Annotated in this window: 16 protein-coding genes; 13 read left to right on the forward strand and 3 right to left on the reverse strand. The window is 50.2% G+C overall.

Annotated features, from left to right (window positions below; all coding sequences use genetic code 11):
* Positions 1 to 8: 8 nt before the first annotated feature.
* Positions 9 to 683: an HAD family hydrolase gene (locus F5I99_RS03820; RefSeq protein ID WP_151053727.1), complete on the reverse strand. Its 675-nt coding sequence runs from the start codon at positions 681 to 683 to the stop codon at positions 9 to 11.
* Positions 680 to 1,402 carry a bifunctional 2-polyprenyl-6-hydroxyphenol methylase/3-demethylubiquinol 3-O-methyltransferase UbiG gene (gene ubiG, locus F5I99_RS03825; protein ID WP_151053728.1) on the reverse strand — a complete coding sequence of 241 codons (723 nt, stop codon included), beginning with the start codon at positions 1,400 to 1,402 and terminating at the stop codon, positions 680 to 682. Before ubiG ends, F5I99_RS03820 begins: the two co-directional genes overlap by 4 nt.
* A gap of 147 nt (positions 1,403 to 1,549) precedes the next feature.
* Between ubiG and gyrA the strand changes: the two genes are divergently transcribed.
* From gyrA to F5I99_RS03885, 12 genes are all read left to right on the forward strand, one after another.
* Entirely contained in the window at positions 1,550 to 4,162 is a 2,613-nt protein-coding gene (gene gyrA, locus F5I99_RS03830) for a DNA gyrase subunit A (protein WP_151053729.1), read from the forward strand.
* 84 nt (positions 4,163 to 4,246) lie between these two features.
* Positions 4,247 to 5,329 carry a 3-phosphoserine/phosphohydroxythreonine transaminase gene (gene serC, locus F5I99_RS03835; RefSeq protein ID WP_151053730.1) on the forward strand — a complete coding sequence of 361 codons (1,083 nt, stop codon included), beginning with the start codon at positions 4,247 to 4,249 and terminating at the stop codon, positions 5,327 to 5,329.
* A complete protein-coding gene (gene pheA, locus F5I99_RS03840; protein ID WP_151053731.1) occupies positions 5,322 to 6,218 on the forward strand; it encodes a chorismate mutase in 897 nt (298 codons plus the stop codon). Before serC ends, pheA begins: the two co-directional genes overlap by 8 nt.
* Positions 6,219 to 6,237: 19 nt before the next feature.
* Positions 6,238 to 7,338: a histidinol-phosphate transaminase gene (hisC, locus tag F5I99_RS03845; protein ID WP_151053732.1), complete on the forward strand. Its 1,101-nt coding sequence runs from the start codon at positions 6,238 to 6,240 to the stop codon at positions 7,336 to 7,338.
* Positions 7,335 to 8,285, forward strand: coding sequence for a prephenate dehydrogenase/arogenate dehydrogenase family protein (locus tag F5I99_RS03850; RefSeq protein ID WP_151053733.1), 951 nt, complete (start codon positions 7,335 to 7,337; stop codon positions 8,283 to 8,285). The genes hisC and F5I99_RS03850 overlap by 4 nt, the downstream gene beginning before the upstream one ends.
* Before the next feature lie 75 nt (positions 8,286 to 8,360).
* A complete protein-coding gene (cmk, locus tag F5I99_RS03855) occupies positions 8,361 to 9,050 on the forward strand; it encodes a (d)CMP kinase (RefSeq protein WP_151053734.1) in 690 nt (229 codons plus the stop codon).
* A gap of 26 nt (positions 9,051 to 9,076) precedes the next feature.
* On the forward strand, positions 9,077 to 10,762 hold the full coding sequence (rpsA, locus tag F5I99_RS03860; RefSeq protein WP_151053735.1) for a 30S ribosomal protein S1: 1,686 nt from the start codon (positions 9,077 to 9,079) through the stop codon (positions 10,760 to 10,762).
* Between the two features lie 23 nt (positions 10,763 to 10,785).
* A complete protein-coding gene (ihfB, locus tag F5I99_RS03865; RefSeq protein ID WP_191905942.1) occupies positions 10,786 to 11,133 on the forward strand; it encodes an integration host factor subunit beta in 348 nt (115 codons plus the stop codon).
* Between the two features lie 27 nt (positions 11,134 to 11,160).
* Complete coding sequence (locus tag F5I99_RS03870; RefSeq protein ID WP_225307543.1) at positions 11,161 to 11,466, forward strand: lipopolysaccharide assembly protein LapA domain-containing protein; 306 nt, start codon at positions 11,161 to 11,163, stop codon at positions 11,464 to 11,466.
* 1 nt (position 11,467) lies between these two features.
* Positions 11,468 to 12,637 (forward strand): lipopolysaccharide assembly protein LapB, encoded by a 1,170-nt coding sequence (gene lapB / locus F5I99_RS03875; RefSeq protein WP_151053737.1) that lies wholly within the window; start codon positions 11,468 to 11,470, stop codon positions 12,635 to 12,637.
* A gap of 14 nt (positions 12,638 to 12,651) precedes the next feature.
* The gene (gene pyrF / locus F5I99_RS03880; RefSeq protein ID WP_151053738.1) at positions 12,652 to 13,368 is read left to right on the forward strand and encodes an orotidine-5'-phosphate decarboxylase; all 717 of its coding nucleotides are present in this window, start codon (positions 12,652 to 12,654) and stop codon (positions 13,366 to 13,368) included.
* 128 nt (positions 13,369 to 13,496) lie between these two features.
* Positions 13,497 to 13,787, forward strand: coding sequence for a ComEA family DNA-binding protein (locus F5I99_RS03885; protein ID WP_151053739.1), 291 nt, complete (start codon positions 13,497 to 13,499; stop codon positions 13,785 to 13,787).
* Positions 13,788 to 13,823: 36 nt separating this feature from the next.
* Here the strand turns inward: F5I99_RS03885 and F5I99_RS03890 are convergent, their stop codons facing one another.
* Positions 13,824 to 14,717 carry an AEC family transporter gene (locus F5I99_RS03890; RefSeq protein WP_151053740.1) on the reverse strand — a complete coding sequence of 298 codons (894 nt, stop codon included), beginning with the start codon at positions 14,715 to 14,717 and terminating at the stop codon, positions 13,824 to 13,826.
* Positions 14,718 to 14,868: 151 nt separating this feature from the next.
* Here F5I99_RS03890 and F5I99_RS03895 point away from each other — a divergent pair, with 151 nt between their 5' ends.
* Positions 14,869 to 15,648, forward strand: a complete 780-nt coding sequence (locus F5I99_RS03895) for an FCD domain-containing protein (protein WP_151053741.1) — start codon at positions 14,869 to 14,871, stop codon at positions 15,646 to 15,648.
* Positions 15,649 to 15,736: the final 88 nt, after the last annotated feature.

Below are 15,736 nucleotides of genomic sequence, written 5' to 3' on the forward strand. Positions count from 1 at the left end.
TATTACTATTAATGCGGTTGTATCAGTGATTTTAGCAGAGGCAGCAATTGGGTTGATTCCTGAATGCAGAAATCACTGCGCCAAAATTCCGGTTGGTCGTTCGGACCTAAATAGCCGAAAGCGGCAGCTAAAGTGCGCATGCCTGCCGCCTGACCAGCCTGAATGTCTCGCAGGTGATCACCAATGTAGAGTGTATTCGCTGGCAGTCGGTCAATGCGCTTGCAAGCCAGTAGCAACCCTTCTGGATCAGGTTTGCTGCGGCTAACATCATCGGGACAGATGGTGACGGCGCAGCGTGTATCCAGCATCAGTTGTTGTATCAGTTTGTGGGTGAAGCGAGCGGGTTTGTTGGTGACAATGCCCCAGGGGATGTCAATTTCATCCAGCCAGGCAAGCATCTCATCAAAACCGGCAAAAAGCCGACTATCCTGCGCAGGCGAGGCTTCATAAAGAGACAACATTTGCTCAAGTAAGCGCTCAAAGTCAGGGTGATCATCTTTAAAGCCAAACGCTCCTTCAATGACGGCACGTCCGCCGTTGGACACAGTCAGTCTTAGTTGGGCAGAATCAATCGCTGGACGACCTTCGGCTTTGAGTAGTTGATTACAGATACGCAAAAAATCAGGTGCGGTATCAACTAATGTACCATCAAGGTCAAACAGTATGGCTTGAATTGGCGTCATGTCAGAGTCACTTTCTGAGTGGCGAGCATGTAGTTTACATCTACGTCGTTGGGGTCGAGGCGGTACTGACGGGTCAGTGGGTTGTAGGTCAGGCCAGTCATTTCAGTAATATGCAATCCATTGTCACGCACCCAGCCAGCCAGCTCGGCAGGTCGGACAAATTTATTGAAATCGTGCGTGCCTGCGGGGACCAGTCTGAGTAAACGTTCAGCGCCGAGGATCGCAAACAGGTAGCTTTTCGGATTGCGGTTGAGCGTGGATAAAAATACTTGTCCACCAGGCTTTACCAGGCTGGCACAGGCATTGATCACTGAAGCCGGGTCAGGTACATGCTCAATCATTTCCATGCAGGTGACGACATCAAAGGCCTCCGGATGGCTGATAGCCATCTCCTCAGCGGTAATGCGTTGATAGTCAACTTTAACGCCGCTTTCGAGTCCGTGCAGTTTGGCAACTTTCAGTGGGGCTTCGCCCATGTCGATACCGGTAACCTCAGCGCCGCGTCTTGCCATGGCTTCCGATAATATGCCACCGCCGCAGCCAATATCGATGACACGTTTGCCAGCCAGCCCGGCAATGCGGTCAATAAAGCCGACTCTGAGTGGGTTAATGTCATGCAGTGGCTTGAATTCACTGTTTCTGTCCCACCAGCGACTGGCCAGTTCTTCAAATTTTGAAATCTCGGCAGGGTCTAGGTTCAGCGCGCGCGGGTTGCTCATGGTCAATTAATTTCCAATTGGTCAGTTCAAGTTGATTCTAACACTCATAGCAGAGGTGAGTCAGCGTGTGTTTATGGTATAATAGCGCGTTAATAAACTGCCGTATCAACGGCGTGTAAGCATACCGAATCAAGGAACGCTGAGCGAATGGGTGATCTAGCCAAAGAAGTCCTGCCAGTCAATATTGAGGATGAGCTTAAACAGTCCTATCTCGACTACGCCATGAGCGTCATTGTAGGTCGAGCATTACCTGATGTACGTGATGGCCTGAAGCCGGTGCATCGCCGGGTTTTGTTTGCCATGCATGAGCTTGGAAATGACTGGAACAAACCATACAAAAAATCGGCACGTGTTGTCGGTGACGTCATCGGTAAATACCATCCACATGGTGACAGTGCTGTTTACGATACCATCGTCAGGATGGCACAGAACTTTTCCATGCGGGCACCGCTGGTTGATGGCCAGGGTAACTTTGGTTCCGTGGATGGTGATAGTGCGGCTGCGATGCGTTACACCGAAATCCGTATGGCCAAGATCGCGCATGATCTGCTGGCTGATCTGGATAAGGAAACAGTCGATTTTGTTGATAACTATGACGGCACTGAGCGTATTCCGGCCGTGTTACCCACCCGCGTGCCGAACTTGTTGGTTAATGGGTCCTCAGGGATTGCTGTGGGCATGGCAACCAATATTCCGCCGCATAACCTCAGTGAAGTAGTCAAAGGGTGCCTGGCGTTGATTGATGATCCAGAGCTCACGGTTGATGAGTTGATGGAGTTCATTCCAGGCCCGGATTTCCCCACAGGTGCAATTATTAATGGTCGTGCGGGTATTTTGCAGGCCTATCGTACTGGTCGAGGACGTATTTATGTCCGGGCACGCCACCATGTTGAAGATAACCCACGTAATGGCCGGCCGATGCTGGTCATTACTGAAATTCCTTATCAGCTTAACAAAGCCCGTACCATTGAAAAAATTGCTGATCTGGTTAAAGAGAAAAAGCTGGAAGGCATCAGCGAGCTGCGTGACGAATCTGATAAAGACGGTATGCGTATTGTCATCGAGTTGCGCCGTGGCGAAGTCCCTGAGGTGGTTATTAATAACCTGTTTATTCAAACACAGCTACAAAGTGTGTTTGGTATCAACATGGTGTCACTGGTGGATGGGCAGCCACGTACGCTTGACCTGAAAACCATGCTGGAGTGCTTTATCCTGCATCGCCGGGAAGTGGTCACACGCCGGACTGTGTATGAACTGCGTAAGGCGCGTGAGCGTGGTCATGTCCTGGAAGGTCTGGCGATAGCGCTGGCTAATATTGATCCGATTATTCAATTAATTAAAGAGTCGCCAACGCCAGCTGATGCGCGTGAGCGTCTGATAGCGTCACCTTGGCAGCCAGGTGATGTGGTTGAGATGCTGGAGCGTGCTGGTGAAGATGCCTGCCGTCCAGAGGATCTGGAGCCTCAGTATGGTCTGCGTGAGGGTCAGTATTACCTGTCACCAGTTCAGGCTCAGGCTATTCTGGACCTGCGTTTACACCGTTTGACCGGGCTGGAACATGAAAAACTGATTGGTGAGTACCGCAATCTGGTGGAGAAAATCGCCGAGCTGCTGTACATCCTGTCGTCTCGTGAGCGCTTGATGGAAGTGATCCGTGAAGAGCTGGCAGCTGTCGTTGAAGAATATGCCGACCCGCGCCGTACTGAGATCATGTCTTCACAGCAGGACCTTACTGTTGCTGACCTGATTACAGAAGAAGACATGGTGCTGACAATTTCGCACAGTGGTTATGCCAAAACCCAGCCGCTCGATGCCTATCAGGCACAGAAGCGTGGTGGCAAGGGCAAGTCATCAACTGCGATGAAAGATGAAGACTTTATTGAACACCTGTTGATTGCCAATACGCATGACACTGTGTTGTGTTTCACCAGCCGCGGCAAGGTTTACTGGTTGAAAGTCTATGAAATTCCACCGGCCAGCCGTGCCTCCCGCGGTCGTCCGCTGGTGAATATATTGCCGTTGGAAGAAGGTGAACGAATCAACACGATTCTGCCTGTCAAAGAGTTTGACGAAAACCGCTTCGTTTTCATGGCGACCGCCAAGGGGACTGTGAAGAAAACCCCATTGCAGAGTTTTGCCAGACCTCGTAGTACCGGTCTGATTGCACTGGATATCGTTGAAGGCGATCACTTGATAGGTGCTGCCATTACCAATGGTAATGACGATGTGATGCTGGTGACCAGTGCCGGTAAAGCCGTGCGCTTTAATGAACAGGATGTTCGCTCCATGGGCCGTACGGCTCGCGGTGTGCGCGGCGTCAGAATGCCGGAAGAGGCTAATGTTATCTCCCTGATGATTCCACAGGAGGGTGGCAAGGTGCTGACTGCATCTGAAAAAGGCTTTGGTAAGCAAACGGCGGTTGAAGATTTCCCACTCAGGGGCCGTGGCGGTCAAGGGGTTATTGCCATGCAGTGCACTGATCGAAATGGCTCCCTGGCAGGTGCTGTTCAGGTCTTTAGTGGTGATGGCGTAATGCTCATTAGTAACCGCGGTACGCTGGTACGCACACGAACAGAAGAAATCTCCGTTTTGGGTCGTAATACTCAGGGGGTTATGCTGATTCGCTTAAGTGATGATGAAAAACTGGTAGGTCTGGCACGTATAGAGGAGCCTGAGGATGACGATGTTGAGCTGAGTGCTGATGCGCTGGATCAACTTCAAGATGATCCTTCAGGCACTGATGCAGGCGCAGACGAGTAAATACATCAAAGTAAATACATCAAAGTAAGTACATCAACTGGGTGGGAGATATCTCCCACCTGAGCAACCGGACTGACAGACGTAATGACACGTAAATTTAATTTCAGTGCAGGGCCGGCAGCGTTGCCGGATGAAGTGTTACAACAGGCGCAGCGGGATTTGTGTGATTGGCAAGGAAAGGGTCTGTCAATCATGGAGATGAGTCATCGTAGTGATGAATTCGTTTCGGTTGCACAGCAGGCTGAGCAGGATTTGCGGGACCTGATGTCGATTCCGGATCATTACAAGGTGTTGTTTCTGCAGGGGGGAGCAAGCAGTCAATTTGCTATGTTGCCAATGAACCTGTTGCGGGGCAAGCAAACCGCTGACTACATAAACACCGGTATCTGGTCAAAGAAGGCCATTGCTGAAGCCTCTCGTTATTGTACTGTTAATATAGCTGCCACAACGGAAGCTGAACATTTTCTGCGCGCACCCACACCAGCCGAAATTCAGTTGAGCCCGGATGCAGCTTACCTTCACTACACCAGTAATGAAACCATTGGTGGTGTGGAATTCAATTACATTCCCGATAGTGGCTCCGTACCTCTGATCGTCGATATGTCATCGGATATTCTATCCGGTCCCATCGATGTCAGTCGTTTCGGAGTGATCTATGCGGGAGCCCAGAAAAATATCGGTCCGGCTGGTTTGACGGTGGTGATCGTGCGCGAAGATCTGCTCGGGCATACTCTGGCGGGAACACCCACCATGTACGATTACAAAGTGCATGCTGAGGGTGAGTCGATGCACAATACGCCGCCAACCTTTGCCTGGTATCTGTCAGGACTGGTGTTCGACTGGCTGAAGCGTCAGGGAGGCGTTGCTGCAATGGCTGAGGTTAACCAACGTAAAGCGGCTAAGCTTTATGCCGCCATAGATCGAAGTGATTTCTATGCCAACCCGGTAGCAATTGATAGCCGTTCCGGTATGAATGTGCCCTTTACCCTGGCTGATGCCGCACTGGATAAGCTATTTTTACAGCAGGCTGAAGCCGCCGGGCTGTTGAACCTTAAAGGACATCGATCTGTCGGCGGGATGCGTGCCAGTATTTACAATGCGGTACCCGAAGCCGCTGTCGATGCGCTACTGACGTTTATGTCCGAGTTTGAGACCCAGCATGGCTGAGCAGGTTCCACAGACTCCATCGGCCCGCGCTGAGGCCGAACTCAGGGCGTTGCGTGATCAGATTGATGACATAGATCAGCAATTACAGTCGTTGATCAATAAGCGCGCGGCCTGTGCACAGCAAGTGGCTGAGGTGAAACAAGGTATTAACCAGAGTTTACCCGCCGTGTTTTACCGGCCTGAACGTGAAGCCCAGGTGTTGCGACGTGTTATGGAACGTAACACCGGGCCGCTACCTGATCAGGATATGGCCCGCCTGTTTCGTGAAATCATGTCCGTATGTCTGGCGTTGGAGCAGCCGCTGAGTGTTGCCTACCCAGGTCCTGAGGGTGGGTACACTGAACAAGCTGTACGTAAGCACTTCGGACTTTCGGCTAAGGGAGTCGCAATGACCGATCCTGAGCAAGCCTTCAAAGCGGTAGAGCAGGGGCACTGTCACTATGCTGTTACCCCGATAGAAAGTGCTCATGAAGGCTTGGTCAGTCATACGCTGGACTTGTTTCGCCGCTATGATCTGCGGATCTGTGGTGAGGTAGAACTTTTACTTGATCCTACCGATGATAAAACCCTGGCGGCTGATACCCGCTATCTTGTATTGGGGAAACAGTATGTCGAGCCTAGTGGCCATGACAAAACTTCAATACTGCTGTCAGTGAAGGATCAGCCTGGTGTTCTCCATGATGTGCTGGGTGCTTTCCGACAACGTAATATCAGCTTAACGCGCCTGGAAAGCCGAACAGTGCATCAGGGAGCGGGTGATTACTCCTTGTTCTACATGGATTTTGAAGGGCATCAGGAAGATGCCTCCGTTGTGGAATTACTGAGCGAGCTGGCAAACGGTCCCGATACTCTTAAAGTGCTGGGATCTTATCCCAGGGCTGTACTCTAATAACAACAGGAAACACATTATGAGCTGTGATTTTGTAGCTCTGTCGAATCCCGGTGTACAGGCGCTGCAGCCCTATCAGGCTGGCAAGCCTGCTGAGGAACTGGAGCGTGAGCTGGGAATTCGCGATATTGTTAAATTGGCCAGCAACGAGAACCCCTTGGGGCCGTCGTCAGCAGCCATTTCAGCAGTACAGTCTGTACTATCGGGGTTGACCCGCTATCCTGACAGCAATGGTTACTATCTTAAGCAAGCGCTGAGCCAGCGTTTCAATTTGGCTGCTAATCAACTGACGCTTGGCAATGGCTCCAATGATCTATTGGAACTGGTTGCACGTGCTTTTTTGCGCGAAGGAGTTGAAGCGGTCTATTCTGAGTATGCCTTTATTGTCTATCCACTGGTAGTCAAAGCCTGTGGAGCCACTGGCGTGCGGGTACCTGCACGGGATTATGGTCATGACCTCGATGCTATGGCTGATGCCGTTACAGCAAATACCCGAGTGATCTTCATCGCCAATCCCAATAATCCGACCGGTACCTGTCTGACCAGTCAGGCGTTCAAGCGCTTTATGGCACGCATACCCGAGCAGGTGCTGGTGGTGCTGGACGAAGCTTATAGCGAGTATACCGATCAGGCTGATACGCCTGATGGCCTGGCACTTACTGCAACTTACAATAATTTGATCGTAACCCGCACTTTTTCCAAGGCCTACGGTCTGGCTGCACTGCGTGTCGGTTTTGCTGTTGCCAATCCAGTGGTTACCGATCTTCTGAACCGTGTTCGTCAGCCATTTAATGTCAGCTCCGTCGCCCAGGCGGCGGCCATGGCGGCCTTGGCAGACCGGGAATATCTGGCGCGTACAGTCAGTTTAAATCGGCAAGGCCTCAAGCAAATGCAAGCCGGGTTAGTGGCGCTAGAGGTTAGCTATATTCCTTCAGTTGCCAATTTCATTACTATTGATTGTGAACAGGATGCCTTGCTGGTCTATCAAGCGCTGCTTGAACAAGGCGTTATTGTCAGGCCGCTGGGTGTTTACGCCATGCCGCAACATTTGCGTGTTACGCTGGGTACAGAAACAGAAAATCAACGCTTTCTAGACGCGTTGAAAAAGGTGATAGCGTGAAATATAGCTTGAACAAGGTTTTAGTTATTGGTCTTGGGTTGATTGGTGGATCGTTTGCCAAAGCACTTAAGAAACGTCATCTTGTAGATGAAGTGAGTGGCTATGATTTGAACTCAGCAGAATGTGAGCTGGGGCTGCAGTTGGGTGTGATAGATAAGCAAGTCACATCTCTGCTAGACGCTGTTGCCGAAGCTGATCTGGTGATGCTGGCTGTGCCGGTCAAGGCGATGGAGCAGTTATTGGAAGCCATTGCACCTGCGCTGCGACCAGACACCTTGGTAACGGATGCCGGCAGCACTAAAATGAATATTATTGCCGCGGCACAACGTGTATTCCCGACTATTCCCGCCACCTTTGTGCCTGGTCATCCGATAGCAGGTGCAGAAAAGAGTGGTGTGACAGCGGCCAATGCCGATTTGTTTGTGCGCCATAAGGTCATTTTGACCCCTGTACCGGAAACTGACCCCTTGGCAGTCAGTCTGGTGGCCGAGTTGTGGCAGTCATTGGGCGCTGAGGTGTTGCAGATGGAGCCACATCGACATGACGAGGTATTAGCGGCGACCAGTCATCTACCGCATCTTTTGGCATTTTCATTGGTGGATACACTGGCGCATGAAGAAGAAAAAAAAGATATTTTTCGCTATGCGGCCGGTGGCTTCCGGGATTTTACCCGTATCGCCGCAAGTGACCCGGTCATGTGGCACGATATTTGTCAGGCAAACCGGGATGCGCTGCTTGATCAGATTGACCAGTTTACTATGGGGTTGTCTCGCTTGCGTCAGGCCATAGACACAGAAGATAGCCAGACCTTGCTGGGTATTTTTACCCGAGCACGCATTGCACGTGAATATTTCAGTACGTTACTGACTGGTACAGCGTATGAATTGTCATCGACACCACCTTCAGTTGAAACACCGAACCTGGGTGTAGATAAGCCGGGTGAATGACAAGCGAAACGTCGCTGCAAGAATTAACCTGTTTAATTCTGTGCTGTTCTACTAATCAAGAAAGGAGGCGGACTGATGTCCACCAGAGTTTCAATACCTGTCATCACTGTTGATGGCCCGAGTGGTTCCGGCAAAGGAACAATCTGTCGTCTGTTAGCTCAGCGCTTGGGTTGGCATCTGCTGGATAGTGGGGCTTTGTATCGCTTGACAGCCGTCGCTGCGCGGCATCATGGTATCTCTCTGGATGATGAAGAGTCTCTGCAGGTTGTCGCCGCCCATCTTGATGTGCAGTTTCTGGCTGGAACCACTGATGATGTTAAAATCGTGCTTGAAGGTGAAGAAGTTACTGATACTATCAGAACTGAAGCGGTGGGTGCGGACGCTTCAGTTGTCGCGGCTATGGCCCCGGTGCGCCAGGCGTTACTACAGCGACAGCGTGACTTTGTTGCCGCTCCAGGTCTGATTGCCGATGGCCGTGATATGGGTACGGTGATCTTCCCGGAAGCCTGTTTGAAGGTCTATTTGGATGCCAGTGCTGAAGAGCGTGGCAGCCGCCGTTATAAGCAGTTGATTAGCAAAGGCCTGAGTGCTAGCCTTGAAGATATAGTATTGGATTTAAAAGCGCGGGATGCGCGGGATATGAACCGCAGTGTCTCGCCCCTGAAACCGGCGCCTGATGCGGTGATTCTTGACACCACCAAAATGACAATTGAGGAGGTGTTGGAGGTGGTGCTGGATGAAGCAAAACATAAAGGGCTGCGTTAGGCAGTTTCAGTCTGAGGATGCGGGTAATGAGCGAGAGTTTTGCAGAGCTATTTGAAGAAAGTCTGAAAGAGCTTGAAATGGCTCCAGGCTCCATAGTCACCGGTACGGTGGTTGCTGTTGAAAACGATTTCGTCATCGTCAATGCTGGATTGAAATCTGAAGGCATTATTCCGCTGGAGCAGTTCAAGGATGACAAAGGACAGTTGACCGTTGCTGTGGGTGATCAGGTCAAAGTGGCTCTTGAAGCATTGGAAGACGGATTTGGCACCACACTCCTCTCCCGTGAAAAAGCACGTCGTGCTGAATCCTGGGGTGTATTGGAAAGCGCATTTGAAGGTAATGAAATCGTCACTGGTTACATTACCGGTAAAGTGCGTGGCGGTCTTACCGTGGATGTAAATGGCATCAGTGCTTTCTTGCCGGGTTCGTTGGTCGACGTACGCCCAGTTCGTGATACCGCTTATCTCGAAGGACAGGAGCTGGAACTCAAACTGGTGAAGCTGGATGCCCGCACCAATAATATCGTCGTTTCCCGTCGTGCCGTGCTTGAAGCGGCTTATACTGAAGAGCGTGAAAAACTGCTGGAAAAAATGGAAGAGGGGCTGGTCATCAAAGGGGTGATTAAGAACCTGACCGACTATGGCGCCTTTGTTGAATTGGGTGGTATCGATGGTTTATTGCATATTACCGACATGGCGTGGAAACGCGTCAAGCATCCGAGTGAGCTGCTCAGCATTGGTCAGGAACTTGATGTTAAGGTGCTTAAGTTTGATAAAGAACGTAGTCGGGTTTCTCTGGGGCTTAAGCAACTGCAGGCTGATCCCTGGGATCAACTGATCAGTAAAAATAACGTCGGTGACAAGGTTCGGGCGCGCGTCACTAATCTGACTGACTATGGTTGTTTTGCTGAAATAGGCGAAGGCGTAGAAGGTTTGGTCCATGTATCTGAAATGGATTGGACCAACCGCAATATTCATCCCTCAAAAGTCGTACAGGTAGGGGATGAGGTTGATGTTATGATTCTGGACATTGATCAGCAACGTCGGCGTATCTCGCTTGGCATGAAACAGTGTCGTGAAAACCCATGGGAAGGTTTTGCGGCCCGTTGCAAGAAAGGCGATCGTGTTGCCGGTGTGATTAAATCTATTACCGATTTTGGTATCTTTATCGGTCTGGATGGTGGTATCGATGGTCTGGTCCACTTGTCTGATCTGTCCTGGGACGAGCCGGGAGAAGAGGCTGTAAAGCAGTATGGCAAGGGACAGGAAGTCGAGGCTGTGGTGTTGTCGGTAGATTCGGATCGTGAACGTATTGCGCTGGGTATCAAACAGGCCAGCTCTGATCCGTTTGCTAATTATGCCGATATAAATCCGAAAGGTGCCCAGGTTCAGGGTAAAGTGATCAGTTGTGATGAGCGCCAGGCTATCATTGAGTTGGCTGAAGGTGTTGAAGGTACGCTGAAGGTCTCCGAAGTGTCGCGTGACCGGGTTGATAATCTTCCCAGCTTGTATCCGGCTGGTACGCAGGTTGATGCTATTATTATCAGTCTGGACCGCCGTAATCGCAGTGTGAACCTGTCGGTGAAGCAGTTAACTGAGCAGGCTGAAAAAGATGCTATTAAAGCGGTAAAAGAGCAGGCTCCTGTTGAAGCCGCCGGTCCGACAACGATCGGAGAGCTGATCAAGGCGCAGATGAAAAAAGATAGCCGATAAGGTGCGCTGCCTGAAGGTAGTTCATGCGCTCGTATCGGCAGAGCGATGAGCATTCATCGATTTTAGTGGAGGAAACCATGACAAAATCAGAGCTTATTGAACGCCTGATAGAGCAGCACCCGCAATTATCAGTTAAGGATGTGGAATTGGCCGTGAAGACCATGCTCGATCACATGACCGAAGCTTTATCCGATGGTGATAGAATCGAGATTCGCGGTTTTGGCAGCTTTTCGCTGCATTACCGCGCCCCGCGTATTGGACGCAATCCTAAAACAGGCGAGGCGGTTTCGCTCGATGCGAAATATGTGCCTCATTTCAAACCCGGGAAAGAGATGCGGGATCAGGTAAACAGCAGTATGAATGCCAGCTGACAAAGCCGGACTGACGGAGGTTGTAACGTGCGTTTTCTGAAACGTTTGAGTGTTGTGGTTGTTGCGTTGTTGGTATTGCTGGCGGGGATACTGTTTACCCTGCACAACATGACGCCAGTGCAAATAGATCTGATTTTCTTCACGCTACCGCAAGCCAGTCTGTCTCTGTGGTTGCTGGGGGCATTTGCTATCGGTGGGCTTCTCGGTGTGCTGCTGAGTTCAGTGGTAGTGCTGTCTCTGAAAACCCGGCTTTACTATCTGAACAAAAAGATGGTTTCAGCACGTCAGGAAATCAATAAGTTGAGAACATCGAGTCTGAAAGATCCGGCCTGAGATGTTCGACTACATTGTACTGATCCCAATGCTGATGGCCGCGATAGCGGCGGGTTGGCTATTGGGGCGCTATCAGCGCTCAACCCAACAGTTACACTCCCTGCCCAGCCGTGATTATTATCATGGCCTTAATTTTTTGATTCACAATAAAACCGATGAAGCGGTAGAGCGTTTTATTCGTGTTTTGGAAATTAATTCTGACACGGTGCCAGCCTACCTGGCTTTGGCTGATCTGTTCCGGAAAAAGGGGGAATATGACAAGGCAATTGAGTTGCACCAGACATTACTGGCTCGTAGCGACTTGTTGCATGAAGACTTCCTGAACATCCAGATATCCTTGGCCAAAGACTATAACGCTGTGGGTTTACTGGATAGGGCTGAGACCTTGTTGCAGTCAGTGATTAGTGATAACCCGCGTGATGAGTTGCGCCATAGTGCACGTCGACTTTTGGCAAAGCTGTATGAAAAACAGCTGGAGTGGGATAAGGCGCTGAATACTGCGTTGAAATTACCTGATTCTAAACGTACAGCGGTTGCCCATGAAATGGCGCACTACGCTTGCCAATTGGCTGAAGGGCGACTGGGCGAGTCAGGTAATGATGCCGAAAACCGACTCAAGCAAGCGTTAAAACTGGACCCCACCTGTGTACGTGCAAATATAATGCTGGCTGAGCATCGCATGCAGCGCCATGCCTGGCGTGGTGCGATCAAGCACCTGAAAGAAGTGGCTGATCAGGATCCCCTGATGATACCTGAAACACTTCAAATGCTTTGGCAATGCTACACTGAGCTGGATAATATCATGGCTTATCAGAGCTATCTGGAGCTGTGTCTGGCGCAGTATCCGTCCACCACGCTGATCGTGACAAAAGCGCAACTGCTGCAGGCAAGTCAAGGTGATCAAGTAGCGACAGAGTTCATTGTCGATGCATTAAAAAAACATCCGTCTCTGCGGGGATTTAATTATCTGATTGACCTGCAGCTACTGCAGAGTGATGTTGCCGTAAAAAGCCTAAGCACCTTGCGGGAACTCACCGAACAGTTGGCGCAAAGCAAACCCCGCTACCGTTGTGGTCAGTGCGGTTATGATAGCAAAACACTTCACTGGCAGTGCCCTTCGTGTAAAACCTGGGACAGCTCACGCCCTGTTCAGGGGCTGGAAGGCGAATAAAACAGGATATGAGAATGACTGATGCGTTAAAACCGATCATAGTAGCTTTGGATTTTCCTGATCAGGGTGCAGCCCTTACTATGGCTGATCGTCTGGACCCTGACACTTGCCGAGTGAAAGTGGGCAAAGAATTGTTTACCCGTGCTGGGCCGGCTGTGGTTGAAGCTCTGCAATCCCGGGGGTTTGAGGTATTTCTGGATCTGAAATTTCATGATATTCCTAACACGACAGCCAGTGCAGTGAAAGCGGCAGCAGAGCTGGGTGTCTGGATGGTTAATGTGCATGCATCCGGTGGCCGACGCATGATGCAGGCGGCACGGGAAATACTGGATAAACAGGCAGACTGCCAGACACTGCTGATTGCTGTTACTGTGCTGACCAGCATGGAGCAGGTGGACCTTGAGGATATCGGTATTGCTGTTGAGCCTGTGCAGCAGGTGCAGCGGTTAGCCAAACTGACCGCTGAATGTGGACTTGATGGTGTGGTGTGTTCTGCTCAAGAGGCTGGCCTGTTGCGTCAGCAGTTAGCGAATAGCTTTAAGCTGATAACCCCAGGAATTCGGCCGTTGGATGCAGATGCAGGTGATCAGCGCCGTATTATGACACCGCTTGAAGCCTTGCGCCAAGGCAGTGACTATCTGGTTATTGGCCGTCCTATTACCCGTGCAGAAGATCCTGCCGCTCGCTGCAGTCAAATTCTGAACGAACTACAGCAGGGCGGTTTTTTCTGATCATTTTTTGATCTGAATCAATTTGGCTGCATTTTTATGCATTGACCACTGGTGTGTCAGAACCGAACAGATTAAATTTAAGTTGCTGGTCTGGAGACCGGCGTTTTTCTTAAACATGGAGGTTTACAATGAAACTATCATTAGTTGGTGCTTTGGCACTGATCTTCGCATTATGCTTTGCCGCACCGCTATCGGCTTCGACCCCAATTGACCTGAATACTGCCAGTGCTGAACAAATTGCTGCCGCCTTGACCGGTGTAGGGCCGGCCAAGGCGCAAGCTATTGTTGATTATCGCACTGAAAAGGGGAGCTTTGTCAGTATTGAAGAGTTGACTGAAGTGCAGGGTATCGGTCCGGCTACGCTGGAGCGTAATCGTGATGTGCTGCAAGTGGACCAGGTCGCTGCTGCGCAGGACTGATTCAGTTTCGCTCTGACGGCAGCTTGAGGGCTGTCGTCAGAGTGTAAACGCCAGCACAATCGGGATGAACAACAGGCTGCCGACATTGCCAATCAGGACGATGGCGGCGACTAGGTGCGGCTCCTGATTGTAGCGCTCAGAAATCATATAGTTAAGTACAGCGGGTGGTAGGGCTGCAAACAGTAGCAGGTAAGCAAAGTGGCTGGGCTCGAGTTGCAAAAAGGGTTGTAATACAACGGCGACGAGCAAACCAGACACAGGGGCTAGCACTGCGCCCCATAAACCAATTTTCCAATGGGTGAAATCAATGCTGGTCATACGTACACCCAGTGCAAACAGCATTAATGGGATGGCGATCTGCCCCAGCATGTCTACAAAAGTACGTAATGCTGGTGGTAGAAGCATATCTGAATAGCTCCAGGCAACCCCGGCCAGGGTAGCAATGATCATCGGCATACGAAGCAGGTTAAGCAAGCGGGTTTTATGATCAAGAATATACAAACCCAGCGTGAAGTGAAGTAAATTCTCGACTAGAAATAGTACTACCGCAGCAGGTAGAGCAGACTCGCCGAATGCCAGAACAATCAAGGGTATACCCAGATTACCACTGTTGGAAAACATCATCGGTGGTAGAAAGGTCTTTGGTTTGACGCCGATAAGTCGACATGCTGGCCAGATGAGTAAACCAGAGGCGAGAATAACCACCAGCGCGCCGAACGCCAGTGGATAATAGTTTGGCAGGTCAAAACTTTCAGTTGACATGACCGAAAAAATCAGTGCTGGGGTGAAAATGTCGATATTGACCTTATTAGCAACGGACATATCAGTTGGACGCTTACGCGCATAGATAAAACCGATCAGCACAATGGCCAGCAACGGGAATATGGTCTGAAATATACGATCGGCGACCATCCAAGCGGTGACTTCCATAAAAATAACCTGTTTACGCTTTGAAACCGCTGACTATACGATTAAGTGACTGCCATGTCAGGCCATTTATGGTTAAATTCCTTTTATATGGGGTGCCGGATGCAGGTCTGGCCACTGTGGTGGTGTTTTTCAGCGAAAGGTAGCGAGTTCGATGGTTTATAAAAGTGTCAGGCAGCCAAAAATATCTGATGTCATTATGCAGCAGATAGAAGAGATGATTCTTGAGGGTGCACTGAACCCTGGGCAACGATTGCCGCCTGAACGTGAGTTGTCAGTCAAGTTTGGCGTTTCTCGTCCATCCTTACGTGAAGCTGTGCAGAAATTGGTGGCCAGAGGGTTGTTGAGCAGTCGTCATGGAGGCGGGACGTATGTGGCTGACAATCTTGGCTCGGGTTTTTCTGACCCGCTGATGTCATTGTTTGAAAGTCATCCCGAAGCTCAGTATGATTTGCTGGAGTTTCGTTATGCATTAGAGGGTGTTTCGGCCTACTATGCCGCACTGCGGAGCACCTCGGCTGATAAACAGAACATCCGTCATTGTTATGATGAGCTGCAACGCTTTCATGATTTGCGTGAATTTGATAACGAAGTACGTGCTGATGTGGAGTTTCATCTGTCTATTGCGGCAGCTGCGCACAACACGGTGCTTCTGCATATGATGCGTGCGCTGTTCAGTCTGTTGAGTCATCATATCGGTGGCAATCTGAGCAAAATTTACCCCAAAGCTGATTACCGTCATACCATACATGAACAACATGGGCTCCTGCTTGCTGCAATTGAAGCGGGTGATCCTGTTGCTGCAAGGCAGGCAGTTCATGATCATCTGGCCTATGTTGAAGAAGTCTTGCAGGAACAGGGTAAAGAAAATACCCGGGTTGAACGCTCGTTACGCCGGGCTGATCTTAATCTGCAAGATAAAACAGCAAGTTAGTCAATCAAATCTTGTATATTTATTACATCTTTCGTTTCTTTTTACTCAATATGTGTGTCTATTTTTCGCAATATGGACATAAAAAACC

This window comes from Nitrincola iocasae (assembly GCF_008727795.1).
GTDB lineage: Bacteria > Pseudomonadota > Gammaproteobacteria > Pseudomonadales > Balneatricaceae > Nitrincola > Nitrincola iocasae.

What these genes read in the sequence shown, in the direction of transcription:
- ihfB (WP_191905942.1), top strand. Translation starts at nt 10,786, where the DNA reads ATGCGCTCGTATCGGCAGAGCGATGAGCATTCATCGATTTTAGTGGAG.
- gyrA (WP_151053729.1), top strand. Translation starts at nt 1,550, where the DNA reads ATGGGTGATCTAGCCAAAGAAGTCCTGCCAGTCAATATTGAGGATGAG.
- pheA (WP_151053731.1), top strand. Translation starts at nt 5,322, where the DNA reads ATGGCTGAGCAGGTTCCACAGACTCCATCGGCCCGCGCTGAGGCCGAA.
- F5I99_RS03890 (WP_151053740.1), bottom strand. Translation starts at nt 14,717, where the DNA reads ATGGAAGTCACCGCTTGGATGGTCGCCGATCGTATATTTCAGACCATA.
- cmk (WP_151053734.1), top strand. Translation starts at nt 8,361, where the DNA reads ATGTCCACCAGAGTTTCAATACCTGTCATCACTGTTGATGGCCCGAGT.
- rpsA (WP_151053735.1), top strand. Translation starts at nt 9,077, where the DNA reads ATGAGCGAGAGTTTTGCAGAGCTATTTGAAGAAAGTCTGAAAGAGCTT.
- F5I99_RS03885 (WP_151053739.1), top strand. Translation starts at nt 13,497, where the DNA reads ATGAAACTATCATTAGTTGGTGCTTTGGCACTGATCTTCGCATTATGC.
- pyrF (WP_151053738.1), top strand. Translation starts at nt 12,652, where the DNA reads ATGACTGATGCGTTAAAACCGATCATAGTAGCTTTGGATTTTCCTGAT.
- serC (WP_151053730.1), top strand. Translation starts at nt 4,247, where the DNA reads ATGACACGTAAATTTAATTTCAGTGCAGGGCCGGCAGCGTTGCCGGAT.
- F5I99_RS03895 (WP_151053741.1), top strand. Translation starts at nt 14,869, where the DNA reads ATGGTTTATAAAAGTGTCAGGCAGCCAAAAATATCTGATGTCATTATG.
- hisC (WP_151053732.1), top strand. Translation starts at nt 6,238, where the DNA reads ATGAGCTGTGATTTTGTAGCTCTGTCGAATCCCGGTGTACAGGCGCTG.
- F5I99_RS03820 (WP_151053727.1), bottom strand. Translation starts at nt 683, where the DNA reads ATGACGCCAATTCAAGCCATACTGTTTGACCTTGATGGTACATTAGTT.
- lapB (WP_151053737.1), top strand. Translation starts at nt 11,468, where the DNA reads ATGTTCGACTACATTGTACTGATCCCAATGCTGATGGCCGCGATAGCG.
- ubiG (WP_151053728.1), bottom strand. Translation starts at nt 1,402, where the DNA reads ATGAGCAACCCGCGCGCGCTGAACCTAGACCCTGCCGAGATTTCAAAA.